Raw genomic sequence first — 13,718 nt, 5'->3', positions numbered from 1 at the left:
TTCCGACTCTATCAGACCGTTTCCCGATCCGATTTCCTCGGTGCTTTCCAGGCCCCCGCTTTTGTTTCGCGGTTTCCTTTCCGGCGGTTCCGACTCTATCAGATCCTTTCGACCCTGATTCCCCGTCAGAGGGGGTTCGCCTTCCCGGCCGTTGGGCCGTTCCGACGTCTCAAACCCTAGCGGATCCTCCCCGGCGAGCGCTAATCGAGCTGCCGGGCCCAAATCGAATTGAATAGCGGCACGCCGAATCAATCCCGTTGGGAGATCTTGCTGTGGTGTGAGTGCCGCTACCGCGGCGGAGGTGCCACCGAGAACCGTCACGGCTCCGCGGCAACCCGAAGAACCTTACGGATCAGCCGCGAGGCTGTCAAGTAGCCCCTGTCAAGATCTTTTAGTCCAGGTCCGTGAGGCGTCCGCCGGCGTCCGGCTGGGCGTGCTCCACCCGGCGCAGCAGCCTGGTGAGGACGTCACCGAGGGCCGTGCGGTCGTCGGCGGAGAGGTCCTGGAGCAGGTCCTCCTCGAAGACCGTCGCCAGTCGCATCGCCTCCAGCCACTTCTCCCTGCCCTCGGTCGTCAGCTCCACGATCACCCGGACCCGGTTGCTCTCGTCCCGCTTCCGGGTCACCAGACCTTCCGCGACCATGCGGTCGATCCGGTGGGTCATCGCGGCCGGCGTCAGACCCAAGCGCTTGGCCAGGTCGCCGGGCCCCATGCGGTAGGGGGCGCCCGAGAGGACGAGTGCCTTGAGGACTTCCCAGTCGGCGTTGCTGATGCCGAGCGCGGCGGTCTGGCGGCCGTAGGCGACGTTCATGCGGCGGTTCAGGCGGGAGAGCGCCGAGACGATCTGCTCGACCTGGGGGTCGAGGTCCTGGAACTCGCGCTGGTACGCGGCGATCTGCTCTTCGAGGGTCGGCTCGCCGCCGACCCCTGTGCTGCCGGGGGTGTCACCCATGGCCGTCAGTATCGCACGGTAGCCGTTCGCGTTGAAGTTCTTCGGAGTGTACTGTTTAGCTTCGAAATTTATCTTCGAAGTCTTCGGTTCTAAGAACTGAGACTCACCAACTACCTGAGAGAGGTGAACGTGACCAGGGCCATGGGCGCAGCGATGCGCCGGATCCACGTGGGCAACGCACTCAGCGCGTTCGGGCTCGGCTTCACCGTCCCCTACCTGTACGTCTACGTGGCGCAGGTGCGTGGGCTCGGTGCCATGACGGCGGGGCTGGTCCTCGCCGTGTTCGCCGTCGCCGCGCTGATCGTGCTGCCGTTCGCCGGCCGGGCGATCGTGCGGCGCGGTCCGTTGCCGGTGCTGATCGCCGCCCTGGTCACCGCCGCGCTGGGTGCGCTGAGCCTCGGGCTCGCCGGTGACGCCACCGCCGTCTTGGCCGCCGCGGCCGCGCTGGGGGCCGGGCAGGCCGTGATGCAGCCTGCGCTCGCCACCATGATCGTGGACTGCTCGACCGCGGAGACGCGGTCGCGGGCCTTCGCCACGCAGTTCTTCCTCCAGAACCTGGGGCTCGGGGTCGGTGGCCTCATCGGCGGGCATCTCGTCGACACCACGCGCGTGTCCTCCTTCACGCTGCTGTTCGCGATCGAGGCGGCGATGTTCCTGCTGCTGGTCGCGGTGATGGCCGGCGTGCGGATGCCGCGTTCGCCGCGGGTGGAGGGCGCCCCGCGGGGGTCCGCCAAGGGCGGCTGGAAGCAGCTGCTCGGCAACCGGGCCATGGTGCAGCTGTCCGTGCTGGGCTTCGTGCTGTTCTTCGCCTGCTACGGGCAGTTCGAGTCCGGGCTGAGCGCGTACGGGGTGGAGGCCGCGGGTATTTCGACGTCCGCCCTCGGGACCGCTCTCGCCGCCAACACCGCGGTGATCGTCGTCGCGCAGTTCGCGGTGCTGAGGTTCGTCGAGCGGCAGAAGCGGTCGCGGGTGATCGCGGCCGTGGGGCTGATCTGGGCCGTGGCGTGGGCCGTGGCCGGGTACGCGGGGCTCGGGAACGGGAGCCAGGAGATGGCGACGGCCGCGTTCGTGTCCACGTACGCGCTGTTCGGGCTGGGCGAGGCGATGCTGTCGCCGACGGTCGCGCCGCTGGTGGCCGATCTGGCGCCGGCCGGGCTCGCCGGGCAGTACAACTCGGCTTTCGCGCTGGTCAAGCAGCTGGCGCTGGCGGTCGGGCCGGCCGTGGGCGGACCGATGGGGGCCTCGCTGCACGCCCCGTACGTCGTGACGTTCCTGCTGTTCTCGCTGGGGATCACGGTGCTCGCCCTGCGGCTGGGGCGGCAGCTCACGCTCGTACAGGATCAGCCGTGGGTGGCGCGGAAGCGGGTGGTGGCCCGCGGCGGTGCCGCTGTGGAGCCGGTGGCCGCGGACGCGTGAGGTCCTGCGGTTCGGCGTGGGGCGGCCGTCGTCGGGAGGCGACGGCCGCCTCTTTCGTGTCGTCGGCGGGCGGGGCGTCAGCGGTGGGCCGTCACCAGGGTCGCGGTGAAGGGGAAGGCCGTGGTGTCGGCGGGGAGGGCGGCACGGATGGTGTCGGCGGCTCGGGCGAGGGCCTCCTCGCCCCCGGTCTCGGCGATCCTGCGGCCCCAGGGGATCGCGGAGAGGTGGCCGGGGGCGTAGTCCTGGAGCGGAGGGAGGGTGACGGTGAAGGTGAGGTCCCTGCGGGTCGGCCGGCGCAGGCCCACGCCGTCCAGGGCCGCGGTGAGGCGGTCGGCGGCGTGGAAGGCGTCCTGGAAGTCCGCCGCCGTCTCCGCGCCGCAGTACTGCTGTACCGCCCGGTGCTGGGCGGCGAAGTAGGGCGACGCTTCGAGGTCCGACCAGACGGTGGCGACGAAGCGGCCTCCGGGGCGCAGGACGCGGGCGGTCTCCCGCAGGGCCGCGTCGAGGTCGGGGAAGAACTGCGCGCCCTGCTGGCAGAGGACGGCGTCGAAGGTCGCGTCCGGGTAGGGGAGGTCGTCGGCGGGGGCGGCGGTGAACTCGATGTCCGGATAGAGGCGCGGGTGCCGGTCCACGGCGACCCTGAGCCTGGCCTCGTCGATGTCGGTGCCGGCCACGCGGCCGGTGGGGCCGACGTGTGCCGCGGCGGCGCGGGCCGCGAAGCCGGTGCCGCACGCGAGGTCGAGGACGGTGGCGCCGGGGTAGAGGTCCGCGGCGTCGACGAGTGCGGTCACGAAGGGCGCCATGAGGGGCGCGACGTAGTGTTCGTAGCGCTCGGGGGCGCTTCCCTTGAGGTGAAAGCCCGTTGCGTCTGCCATGGGGAGCTACTAGCACCGGGCGGCGCGTTCGCCTAGGTGGCGCGCGTGGGGGAACGGTTGCGCGGGGCGGGTTTCAGTCGGTGGGCCGGGGCAGGACGAACTCGCACCACACCGCCTTTCCGCCGCCCGGGGTGCGTCTGCTGCCCCAGCTGGAGGCGATCGTGGCGACGATGGCGATGCCCCGGCCCGACTCGTCGGCGGGCTCGGCGCGGCGGCGCCGCGGCAGGTGGTCGTCGCCGTCGGTGACCTCGATGATCAGGCGGCGGTCGGTGCGGCGCAGGCGCAGACGCATGGGCGGGATGCCGTGCTGGAGGGAGTTGGCGACGAGTTCGCTGGTCGCGAGGACGCCCAGGTCGTGCAGGTCGGTGGGGAAGCGCCAGCTGGTGAGGACGCCGGAGGCGAAGGCACGCGCGCGAGGGGCCGCCTCCACACCGCCGAGCAGTTCGAGTGCGGCGTTGCGGAACAGCTCGCCGTCGGGGCCGGTGCGGGCGGGGTGCTGGAGGACCAGGACGGCCACGTCGTCGTCGTGGTCCGCGGTGACGCCCGCCGAGCGGACCAGGCGGTCGCAGACGACCTGGGGGGTGCCGGTGGCGCCGGCCAGGGCGCGCTCCAGGGCGGCGATGCCCTCGTCGAGGTCCTCGTTGCGCCGCTCGACCAGGCCGTCGGTGTAGAGGGCGGCGGTGGAGCCGGGACCTAGGGGGATGGAGCCGGAGGAGTGCACCCAGCCGCCGGTGCCGAGCGGGGGGCCGGTGGGTTCGTCGGCGCGCAGGACGGTGCCGTTGGCGTCGCGGACCAGGATGGGCAGGTGGCCCGCGGAGGCGTACACCAGCCGCCCCTCGTTGGGGTCGTGGATGGCGTACACGCAGGTGGCGATCTGGTTGGCGTCGATCTCCATGGCGAGGCCGTCGAGGAGCTGGAGGATCTCGTGCGGCGGCAGGTCGAGGCGGGCGTAGGCGCGGACGGCGGTGCGCAGCTGGCCCATGACGGCCGCCGCCCGGACGCCGCGGCCCATGACGTCGCCGATGACGAGGGCGGTGCGGCCGCCGCCGAGGGTGATGACGTCGTACCAGTCACCACCGACGGCCGCCTCGGTGCCACCGGGGTGGTAGGTGGCGGCGATGCGCAGGTCGTCGGGTTCTTCCAGCTTCTGGGGGAGCAGGGAGCGCTGGAGGGTGACGGCGGTCTCCCGCTGGCGGCGCTCGCTGGCTCTGAGGCGTTCGGCGGCTTCCGCGTGGTCGGTGACGTCGGCGGCGAACACCAGGACGGCGTTCTCGCCCTGCTTCTCCGGGACCGGGGTGCAGGTGAAGGTGTAGGAGCGGCCGTCGGGTGCCTTGCGTGACTTCAGGGTGCGGGGCTTGCCGCTGCGCTGGGCCTGGTCGAGGAGCGGCATCAGGCCGAGGTCGCGCAGCTCGGGGAGCGCCTCGGCGGCCGGTTCGCCGACGGGCCGTGCGCCGAAGGCCGCCGTGTAGGCGTCGTTGACGTAGGCGAGGCGGTGGTCGGGGCCGTGCACGAGGGCCACGAGGGCCGGGACGCGGTCGAGGACCTCACGGGCCGGGAGTTCGTCGACGGCGGGCATCGGGGGCGGGTCGCCGTCGGCGCGCCGTTCGGCGCGGGCGGCGGGTACGGAGCCCTCGCTCCGCCGGTCCGCGGCGGTGACCAGGTGGTCGGCTCGCGCGGCGGCGCGGCGCTGCGTTCCGGGGAGCCGGGCGCTCCAGCGCGTGAAGTTCACGGATCCTTGCCTCGTGTAGTCGTCGACGGCCGGCTCCGGTCCCGGCCTGGGCTCCGGGGGCCGCGCGGCGGTGGCCGCACATTGTCGCAGCACCCGGGATGTGGAGCACGTGGGAACAGCCTCGTGGGGTTCGGCAGGGGCGGGTGGTGGCCCCCGCGGCTCGGGAGGGGCGGTGAGCAGAGAGCAGTCTGGCAGTGCGGCCGCCGTCCGGGCCGTCATTCGTCAGACGTGGGAGCGGTCGGTGGAGTTCCTGTACCGGGTCAGGACGACCCCTTCGGGTCACCGGAAGACTGGTCAGAAGGTTTTCCACCGGCAGCGAGTTCGAACTCCGCGCGAGGATGTTCGAGGGAGCCGAGCGAGACGATCTCCCGTTTGAAGAGGCCGGACAGCGTCCATTCCGCGAGGACGCGCGCCTTGCGGTTGAAGGTGGGGACGCGGCTGAGGTGGTAGGCGCGGTGCATGAACCAGGCGGGGTAGCCCTTCAGCTTGCGCCCGTAGACATGCGCGACGCCCTTGTGCAGCCCGAGGGAGGCGACCGAGCCGACGTACTTGTGCTCATAGGTCTTCAGGGGCTCGCCGCGCAGGGAGCGCGCGATGTTGTCGCCGAGGAGTTTGGCCTGCCGTACGGCGTGCTGGGCGTTCGGGGCGGTGTGCGTGCCGGGCCGGTCGGCGGTGACGTCGGGGACGGCGGCGGCGTCTCCGGCCGCCCACGCGTGCGTGACGCCCTCGACCGTCAGCTCGGGGGTGCACCTGAGGCGGCCCCGCTCGGTGAGGGGCAGGTCGCTGGCGGCGAGCACCGGGTGGGGTTTGACGCCGGCGGTCCACACGACCGTACGGGTCGGGAAGCGGGCACCGTCGCTGAGGACGGCGACGCGGTCCGCGCACGACTCCAGGCGGGTGCCGAGGCGGACGTCGATGTTGCGGCGGCGAAGCTCGCTGACGGTGTAGCGGCCCATGTCCTCGCCGACCTCCGGGAGGATCCGGTCGGAGGCCTCGACGAGGATCCACTTGAGGTCCTCGGGCTTGATGTTGTGGTAGTAGCGCGTGGTGTAGCGCGCCATGTCCTCCAGTTCCCCGAGCGCCTCCACACCGGCGAAGCCACCGCCCACGAAGACGAAGGTGAGGGCCGCGTCGCGGATCGCGGGGTCGCGGGTGGAGGAGGCGATGTCCATCTGTTCGATGACGTGGTTGCGCAGCCCGATCGCCTCTTCGACGGTCTTGAAGCCGATGCCGTGGTCGGCGAGGCCCGGGATGGGCAGCGTGCGGGAGACCGAGCCGGGCGCGAGGACCAGTTCGTCGTACGTCAGCTGTCGTGGGCCCGTGCCCTCCTCGTCGGTGGCGAGGGTGGTCAGGGTGGCGGTGCGTCTGGCGTGGTCGATGGCGGTGGCCTCGCCGATGACGACCCGGCAGTGCGGCAGGACGCGGCGCAGCGGTACGACGACGTGCCGCGGCGAGACGGCGCCCGCGGCCGCCTCGGGCAGGAACGGCTGGTACGTCATGTACGGGTCGGGAGTGACGACCGTGATCTCGGCCTCCCCCCGGCCGAGTTCCTGTTTCAGCTGCCGCTGGAGCCGCAGGGCCGTGTACATCCCGACGTAGCCACCACCGACAACGAGAATGCGCGCACGTTCCTTCACCATCCCATGACGCACCCGACGCCGGAGTTTGTCCACAGCCCCGACAATTTGTGTGACCGCGGCCCGGATGGGGGCCGGGACGGCCGAGATGTCGGCCCGGACGGTGAAGTCGCAGGTCAACGGGTGTGCACAGGCGTACGGGGAGGGGCATTATCGGGATGTGTGCGGCCCGTACTCCGATCGGGGGTCGCTCCGTGCGGAACGTGCCCCTTCTGAATTGACGCCCTCTCAACTATGTTCGTGTGGCGACGGGGTGCAGGGGGAAACGCTCGTCGGTCCGCGAGGTGCTGCTGGCGCAGGACCTCACCGCGGGTCCGGGCCTGTCGTCCCCTGTTCCATGTGCCCCGCGCTTTCGATGGCGGGGAGAGTCTCCGGGGGGAGACGTCATTACCGGGGGAACATTCATGCACATTCAGGACACGCATTGGTCGTCCGCGTCCACTCTTGGACCGGGCGGCATGGTCAGCGCGGCGGGCAACGGACGCGGGAACACCTCGCGGACCACGCCGCTGCGCGTGGACGCACAGCGCAATCTGGAGCACGTACTGCGTGCGGCGCGCGAGGTCTTCGGCGAGCTGGGGTACGGCGCGCCGATGGAGGACGTGGCGCGGCGCGCCCGGGTCGGTGTCGGCACGGTGTACCGGCGCTTCCCGAGCAAGGACGTCCTGGTGCGACGGATAGCCGAGGAGGAGACCTCCCGGCTGACCGACCAGGCTCGGACGGCACTGGGCCAGGAGGACGAGCCGTGGTCTGCGCTGTCGCGCTTCCTGCGCACGTCGGTGGCGTCCGGCGCCGGGCGACTGCTGCCCCCGCAGGTGCTGCGGGTCGGCGTCGCCGAGGACGGCACGGAGGGCTCCGCCGTCGACGAGGCACGTGTTCCGCAGCAGCGGAGCCAGCCCGGCGGCGGCGGCGAACTGCGACTGCTCTCCGACGAGGGCGCGCGGTCCGTCGTGGACGACACCGGGGCGGCGGCCCTGCTCGAAGTCGTGGGTCAGCTGGTGGACCGGGCGCGGGCTGCGGGCGAGCTGCGGCCGGACGTCTCGGTGTCGGACGTCCTGCTGGTCATCGCCACCGCGGCGCCGTCCCTGCCGGACCCGGCCCACCAGGCGGCGGCTTCGTCCCGCCTGCTGGACATCCTGCTGGAGGGGTTGCGGTCCCGGCCGGCTTCGTAGCCGGCACCTGGCGGGGTGCGGGGCGGGCTCGTGGCCCCATGCCGTACGGCTGGACCGGGTGGGGTCGGATGTGGGTCGGTCCGGGTCGGACTGAAGCGGGTTGGCTCGGGTCGGACCGGCCTGACCGGACCGAGCCGGGGCGGGGCGGGTCGGGGCGGGTCGGCATTGGCTGACCGGACCGGACCGAGTGGGGCCGGGGCGGGTGGGGACCGGCCGGGGCGGCCGGTGCCGGTTCCGAGAGCGGTCGTCGGCCGGTTCGTGGTGGGGGCTCGCTCGGTTCGCCGGGTGAGCCCCCACCCGCTTGAGGACGGACGGTCGCCGGACGGGGGGCGGGTTGCGGGCTCGCGCGGGACCGTCAGGCGTGGGCGGTTCGAGCCCGTCAGCAGGGTGGGGCGTGGACACTCGAAATGGTGATGCGGGGGGTGCCTGGACCGGGCTGGAGTTCCTTCGCCGCCCGCCGTAGGGACATTCCGTACATATCAGTGACAGGCGTCAACCTGCTGACACGAGAATGCCGGGGGATTTTCCCCGTACGAGTGAATGCCGACATTGGGCGCGGGCGAGTCCCCTCGGATGAGGGGACGGCCTCTCCTGCGGGGTTGTGAACAACAGCCGATATGGCACTCTGACGCGGTGTTCGTGACTGGTTCGGCAGGCGGCGAGGGCTTTCCGCGATGAGCGTTGACGGCAGGGACGACCCACCGGGCGACGGTGAGGCGGAGACCGCGGGCCGGATCGCACCGCAGCTACCCCTTCAGGGCGGCCGCGCGGGCGCCCCCCGGGGCGGCGGCTCCGGCCCGGTCGAGGACGGCGTCCCCGTCGAGGGCAGCGTCCCGGCGCAGCGTGAGTGGCGCGAGCACAACATCCGGCCGCCGCTGCGGGAGGAGCCCCCTGCCGACACCGACCTGATCGCCCGGATGCGCTCCGGGAACGACACGGCGTACGAGGAGCTGTACCGGCGCCACGCCGACGCCGTCCGCCGGTACGCGCGCACCTGCTGCCGGGACGCCCACACCGCCGACGACCTCACGGCAGAGGTCTTCGCCCGCATGCTCCAGGCGGTACGCCGCGGCTCCGGCCCCCAGCACGCCGTACGCGCCTATCTGCTCACCTCCGTACGCCGGGTCGCCGCAGGCTGGACGCTGTCCGCCAGGCGGGAGCAACTCGTCGAGGACTTCGCGGTCTTCGTCGCGCATGCCTCCCGCTCCTCCGAGGTGTCCGACGGCGACACCCTCGGCCTCGGCGCCGACGTACTGGCCCTGCACGAGGCCGAGCGGTCCATGGCCATGAGGGCCTTCCGCTCGCTGCCGGAGCGCTGGCAGGCCGTGCTGTGGCACACCGAGGTCGAGGACGAGTCGCCGAGCGAGGTCGCCACGCTGTTCGGCCTCGATGCCAACGGCACCCGCGTGCTCGCCAGCCGCGCCCGCGAGGGCCTCCGGCAGGCCTACCTCCAGGCCCACGTCAGCGCGGCCCTGACCAGCGACGACGAGTGTGCGCGCTACGCCGACCAGCTCGGCACCTACGCCCGCCGCCGACTGCGCACCCGTGCCGAGCGGGGGCTGCGCAAGCATCTGGAGGAGTGCGCCAAGTGCCGGCTGGCCGCCCTCCAGATCGAGGAGGTCGCCGGCGGCATCCCCGCCGTCGTGCCGATCGCGGTCATCGGCTGGTTCGGCGCCGCCGGATACGCCAAGGCCGCCGCGCTCATCGCCGGTGGTGCCGGAGCCGGGGCGGCGGGCGCGGCCGCGGCAGCGAGCGGCGGTGCGGGCGGGTCGAGTGCACCCACTCCCAAGGCCACGCCGGCCCCGACGTCCGCCCCCACACCGACGTCCGCCCCGGCGGTGTACGAGCTGAGCGAACTGTCCTTCGACATCGACGGCGACGGCACCGGGCCGGAGATCCGCCTCGGCGAGAGCGGCTGGGTGTGGCAGCGCCACGGCCTGTCGATCGCTCACCGGGAGTACGCGCGCGGAGTGACCGTGCACGGAGACTCCTCCGTGACGATCGACCTCAACCGCACCTGCACGGCCTACGACGCGGTGGCGGGCGCCGACGACATGACGCCGAAGCTCGGCAAGGTCGTCTTCTCCGTCCACGCCGACGGGGCCCGGCTGTGGTCGTCCGGGAGGGTCAAGGGCGGCCGACCCGCCGTGCCCGTCCATGTGAACCTCGCCGGCCGGGAGACCGTCACGCTGGTCGTCGAGCCGCACAACCACCTCGACGCTGTGGCACTGGCGGACTGGGCCGAGTCGAAGATCACCTGTTCGTAGTGGTCGAGGTGGGTGAAGGGCCCGACGCCGGTGCTGGTGCCGGGTGGGCGCGCACGGCCTCGGTGAGTTCGCGCAGGGCACCGGTGACCGTCAGGGCCGCGCCCCGCTTCCGCTCGGCCTCCTGCCGTTCGGCTCCCAGGGCTTGGCGGGCGACCGCCTCGGCCCGCTCGGCCTGGGCGCGCTGGGGGGAGGGCCGCGGGTGGGAGCCGTACAGCACGTCGGCGGCAGCGAGCAGCCGGATCACGCGCGGGAAGTCCCCCAGTCGGGCCGACAGGACCGCCGCGCCGTCGATGATCGCCGAGGTGACGGCCTCCGCACAGTGGTCGGCCAGGGCTCGACGCAGGGTGCCGGCGAGCAGCGCCAGGGCGGGTTCCGGCCCCGCTTCACCGGCGGTGACCTCCGCCTCGAGCAAGCCCAGCGCCGCGACGAACTGAGGCGGCGGTGTGCCCTCGGCCGTGGCCACGCGGGTCGCGTCGCACAGCTCCCGCGCGCGTGCGGTGTCGCCCTCGTCCACGGCGATCTGGGTCCGTAGCAGGAGGACGAACGCCCGAGCGTCCGCCACGCCGTAACGCTCGGCCGCGATGTCCGCCTCGTCGAGCGCGGCCAGGGCGGCGGCCCGGTCGCCCGAACGGTAGGCGATCTCCGCGAGACGGGCGATCAGGAACGGCGACTCCGCGTAGGCACCGACCTCGTAGGCGAGCCGCAGCGCCTCCCGGTACTCCCGCTCGGCCTCGGCGAACCGGCCGCGGGCCATCTCCGCCTCAGCGGCCGCGCTGCACACCTGGGCCCGCATCCACCGGTCGCCGACGCGTCCGCTGAGCACGCGCAGCTCCGCCAGGTCGTCGTCCACGCCCAGCAGTCCGCCGGGGGAGTCGACGGCCGCGTGCGTACGGAACATCAGGACGCAGCCCAGTTCCCAGTCGCCGCCGTAGGTCCGGCAGTTGGCCACGGCCGTTTCGAGGGTGCCGCGCAGATCCGCGTCCCCCAGGTGGAAGGCCGTCAGCGGCCAGATCAGGCCGGGCATCCGGGCCGCCTCCGGGCCACCCGGTCCGTACCGGCCGCGCAGCCGCTGGAGGTACGCGGCCCGGCGCGGGTCCGGCGTCAAGCCCCTGGGCTGGGACTCGGAGAGCAGGAACAGGTGCAGCATCCGGAGGTTCATCCGCTGGGCGTGCCGAGGGTGGTTCTTCTCGCCGTCGGGCTCGTCGAGGAAGGCGCCGAGGGGGTCGACGGCGGCCATACGGGCCGCGAGGTCGACGGGATCGGTCGGCACGGCGGGTGCGGCGGGCGCGGTGCGGCCATCGGGCGCGGTGCGGCCCGCCGACGTGCCGGGGTCGCGGGATGCGGTGAGGGCGGGCGACGCGAGGGTGTCGGGGGAGCCCGGGGTGTCGGGGCAGGTGGTGGCGGAGGTACCGGGTGCGGTCGGCGTGCCGGGCCTCGTCGCACGGTCCGGACGCGGGGTGGGGAGGTCGTCCAGGACCGCGCCCAGGCGCAGCGTGCGGTCGGTCCAGGCGGCGCCTTCGTGGCGGTAGTTGCGCAGCCACCAGAACCAGCCCATGGCGAGGCAGAGGGCGGCGGCCTCCTCCTCGTCGCCCGCGGTGATACCGCGCTGGATCGCCACCCGGATGTTGTCCAGTTCGGTCTCCAGGCGGGAGATCCACGGGAGTTGCTCGGCGGAGCGCAGCAGGGGGTCGGCCCGCTCGACGAGCGCGCGCACCCAGGCACGGTGCCGTCGCTCGGCCGCCGCGCGTATCTCGGGGGTCTCGGCGGCGCGCTCGGTGGCGTACTCGTGGATGGTCTCCAGCATGCGGTAGCGCATGCCCTCGCCGCCGTCCCGTGCTCCCGGAGTCGCGACCACCAGGGACTTGTCGACGAGCGCTCCCACCAGGTCGGCGACCGGGCCGGTGCACACCGCCTCCGCCGCCTCCAGGTCCCAGCCGCCCGCGCACACGGACAGCTCGCGCAGCACCGTGCGCTCCGGCTCGTCCAGCAGGTCCCAGGACCAGTCGACGACGGCCCGCAGCGTCTGCTGGCGGGGCAGAGCCGTGCGGCTGCCGGAGGTGAGGAGACGGAAGCGGTCGTCGAGGCGGTCGGCGATCTGACGGGGGGTGAGCAGCCGGAGCCGGGCGGCGGCCAGTTCGATGGCGAGCGGCAGGCCGTCCAGCCGTCGGCAGATCTCCGCCACCGCTTCTCCGTCCCGCAGGGCGGCGGCCGCGTCGGGACGGACGGTGGCCGCGCGCTCGGTGAAGAGGCGGTGCGCCTGGTCGGGGAGGAGGGGCTCGACCGGGCGGACCAGCTCACCGGGGACGCCCAGGGGCTCACGGCTGGTGGCGAGGATCGTGAGCCCTGGGCATCGGGTGAGCAGGGTCTCGGCGAGGCCGGCGGCGGCGCCGATGACGTGTTCGCAGTTGTCGAGGATCAGGAGTTGGCTGCGCGGGGCGCAGTACTCGACGAGCAGGGCGACCGGATCGTCCTGCGGGGTCGCCAGGTCGGTGGTCATCAGCACGGTCTCGCGCAGACCGAGGGCACTGACCACCGCGCCGGGCACCGCCTCCGGCCGGTCGAGCGGCGCCAGCTCGACCAGCCAGGCCTGCGGGAGCCCGGCGGCGGCTTCCTCGGCGAGACGGGTCTTTCCTGAGCCGCCCGGTCCGGTGAGGGTGACGAGGCGGGCCCTGTGCAATTCGGAACGGATGGCGGCGATCTCCGGTTCCCGGCCCACGAAAGAGGTGAGCCGTGGACGGAGGTTGCCGGTGCGTTCGGGGAGTCGGGGCGGGGCGAGGGACGTATCCGCCCCGGTCGGCGGCGCCGAGCCGTCGAGCAGTTCGCCGTGGAGGGTGCGCAGGGCCGGGCCGGGGTCGGTGCCGAGACTGTCGGCAAGGGTGCGGCGGGCCGTCTCGTACGCGACGAGGGCGTCGGCGGCGCGGCCCGTGTCGCGGAGGGCGCGGATGAGGAGCGCGTGCAGCGGCTCGTCGTAGGGGTGGGCGGTGGTCAGTTCCGTCAGCCGGGGTACGGCCTCGTCCGCCCGGCCGAGCAGCAGGTCCGCCTCGGCGCGGGCGCGGGACGCCTCCAGGCGCAGGGCCTCCGGGCGGACCGCCGAGGGGTGGTCGGGGAGGTCGGCGAGGGCCGGGCCGTGCCACAGGGCGAGGGCCTCGTCCAGGGTGCGTGCGGCTGTGGTGGGGTCGCCTTCTCGCAGGGCCTCGGTGCCCTGCCGTACGAGGCGTTCGAAGACGAACAGGTCGACGTCGTCCTCCGTCGCCGCGAGGCGGTAGCCGCCCGGGACGGACGTGACGGTGTCCTTGCCGACGGTACGGCGGAGGCGGCCGACGAGTGCCTGGAGGGCGGCGAGGGCGTCCTGGGGCGGGGCGTCGGCCCAGACTTCGTCGATGAGGGTTTCCGGGGTGGTGGGGCGGCCCGGGCGGAGGGCGAGGGCCGTCAGGAGCGCTCGGAGGCGGGGGCCGAGGGGTACGGCGCTGCCGTGGTCGTCCGCTGTCTGGGTGACGCCCAGGATTCTGTACCGCACATGGTCATTGTCGCCGGGGTCGCGGGGCGGGGCACGGGGTTTCCGGCCGTGGGGGCCGACCGGCCGCCCGTCTGCCGTGACGGGGGTGCGGGGGGGGTGGGCTGACGGGCCGCCGGTCTGATGACCGGCCCGGCGGGGCAGGCGGTCGTGTCG

The 13,718-nt window shown here is 73.2% G+C and carries 8 protein-coding genes; 3 read left to right on the top strand and 5 right to left on the bottom strand.

Annotated features, from left to right (window positions below; all coding sequences use genetic code 11):
• Positions 1–391 precede the first annotated feature (391 nt).
• Positions 392–952 carry a MarR family winged helix-turn-helix transcriptional regulator gene (locus tag ACZ5Y0_RS30630; RefSeq protein WP_469131911.1) on the bottom strand — a complete coding sequence of 187 codons (561 nt, stop codon included), beginning with the start codon at positions 950–952 and terminating at the stop codon, positions 392–394.
• A 129-nt stretch (positions 953–1,081) separates the two neighbouring features.
• Here ACZ5Y0_RS30630 and ACZ5Y0_RS30625 point away from each other — a divergent pair, with 129 nt between their 5' ends.
• A complete protein-coding gene (locus tag ACZ5Y0_RS30625; protein WP_469131921.1) occupies positions 1,082–2,368 on the top strand; it encodes an MFS transporter in 1,287 nt (428 codons plus the stop codon).
• A gap of 77 nt (positions 2,369–2,445) precedes the next feature.
• Here the strand turns inward: ACZ5Y0_RS30625 and ACZ5Y0_RS30620 are convergent, their stop codons facing one another.
• The 3 genes from ACZ5Y0_RS30620 to ACZ5Y0_RS30610 all read right to left on the bottom strand — a co-directional run bounded on the left by ACZ5Y0_RS30620 (position 2,446) and on the right by ACZ5Y0_RS30610 (position 6,612).
• Entirely contained in the window at positions 2,446–3,243 is a 798-nt protein-coding gene (locus ACZ5Y0_RS30620) for a class I SAM-dependent methyltransferase (RefSeq protein ID WP_469131910.1), read from the bottom strand.
• 73 nt (positions 3,244–3,316) lie between these two features.
• The gene (locus ACZ5Y0_RS30615) at positions 3,317–4,972 is read right to left on the bottom strand and encodes an ATP-binding SpoIIE family protein phosphatase (protein WP_469131909.1); all 1,656 of its coding nucleotides are present in this window, start codon (positions 4,970–4,972) and stop codon (positions 3,317–3,319) included.
• A gap of 260 nt (positions 4,973–5,232) precedes the next feature.
• Positions 5,233–6,612, bottom strand: a complete 1,380-nt coding sequence (locus tag ACZ5Y0_RS30610) for an NAD(P)/FAD-dependent oxidoreductase (protein WP_469131908.1) — start codon at positions 6,610–6,612, stop codon at positions 5,233–5,235.
• Positions 6,613–7,013: 401 nt separating this feature from the next.
• On the opposite strand from ACZ5Y0_RS30610, the gene ACZ5Y0_RS30605 reads away from it, so the two are divergent.
• Together ACZ5Y0_RS30605 and ACZ5Y0_RS30600 are read left to right on the top strand one after the other, a co-directional pair.
• Positions 7,014–7,781 carry a TetR/AcrR family transcriptional regulator gene (locus ACZ5Y0_RS30605; protein ID WP_469131907.1) on the top strand — a complete coding sequence of 256 codons (768 nt, stop codon included), beginning with the start codon at positions 7,014–7,016 and terminating at the stop codon, positions 7,779–7,781.
• Positions 7,782–8,455: 674 nt separating this feature from the next.
• Complete coding sequence (locus tag ACZ5Y0_RS30600) at positions 8,456–10,048, top strand: sigma-70 family RNA polymerase sigma factor (RefSeq protein WP_469131906.1); 1,593 nt, start codon at positions 8,456–8,458, stop codon at positions 10,046–10,048.
• On the opposite strand, the gene ACZ5Y0_RS30595 is transcribed toward ACZ5Y0_RS30600, so the two are convergent.
• Positions 10,035–13,565, bottom strand: a complete 3,531-nt coding sequence (locus tag ACZ5Y0_RS30595; RefSeq protein ID WP_469131905.1) for a BTAD domain-containing putative transcriptional regulator — start codon at positions 13,563–13,565, stop codon at positions 10,035–10,037. The two genes, ACZ5Y0_RS30600 and ACZ5Y0_RS30595, sit on opposite strands and share 14 nt — an antisense overlap.
• Between the last annotated feature and the right edge of the window lie 153 nt (positions 13,566–13,718).

This window comes from Streptomyces sp. NPDC033216 (assembly GCF_055577115.1).
This window is presented reverse-complemented; position numbering and strand designations above follow the sequence as displayed.

What these genes read in the sequence shown, in the direction of transcription:
- ACZ5Y0_RS30630 (WP_469131911.1), bottom strand. Translation starts at nt 952, where the DNA reads ATGGGTGACACCCCCGGCAGCACAGGGGTCGGCGGCGAGCCGACCCTC.
- ACZ5Y0_RS30620 (WP_469131910.1), bottom strand. Translation starts at nt 3,243, where the DNA reads ATGGCAGACGCAACGGGCTTTCACCTCAAGGGAAGCGCCCCCGAGCGC.
- ACZ5Y0_RS30610 (WP_469131908.1), bottom strand. Translation starts at nt 6,612, where the DNA reads ATGGTGAAGGAACGTGCGCGCATTCTCGTTGTCGGTGGTGGCTACGTC.
- ACZ5Y0_RS30605 (WP_469131907.1), top strand. Translation starts at nt 7,014, where the DNA reads ATGCACATTCAGGACACGCATTGGTCGTCCGCGTCCACTCTTGGACCG.
- ACZ5Y0_RS30600 (WP_469131906.1), top strand. Translation starts at nt 8,456, where the DNA reads ATGAGCGTTGACGGCAGGGACGACCCACCGGGCGACGGTGAGGCGGAG.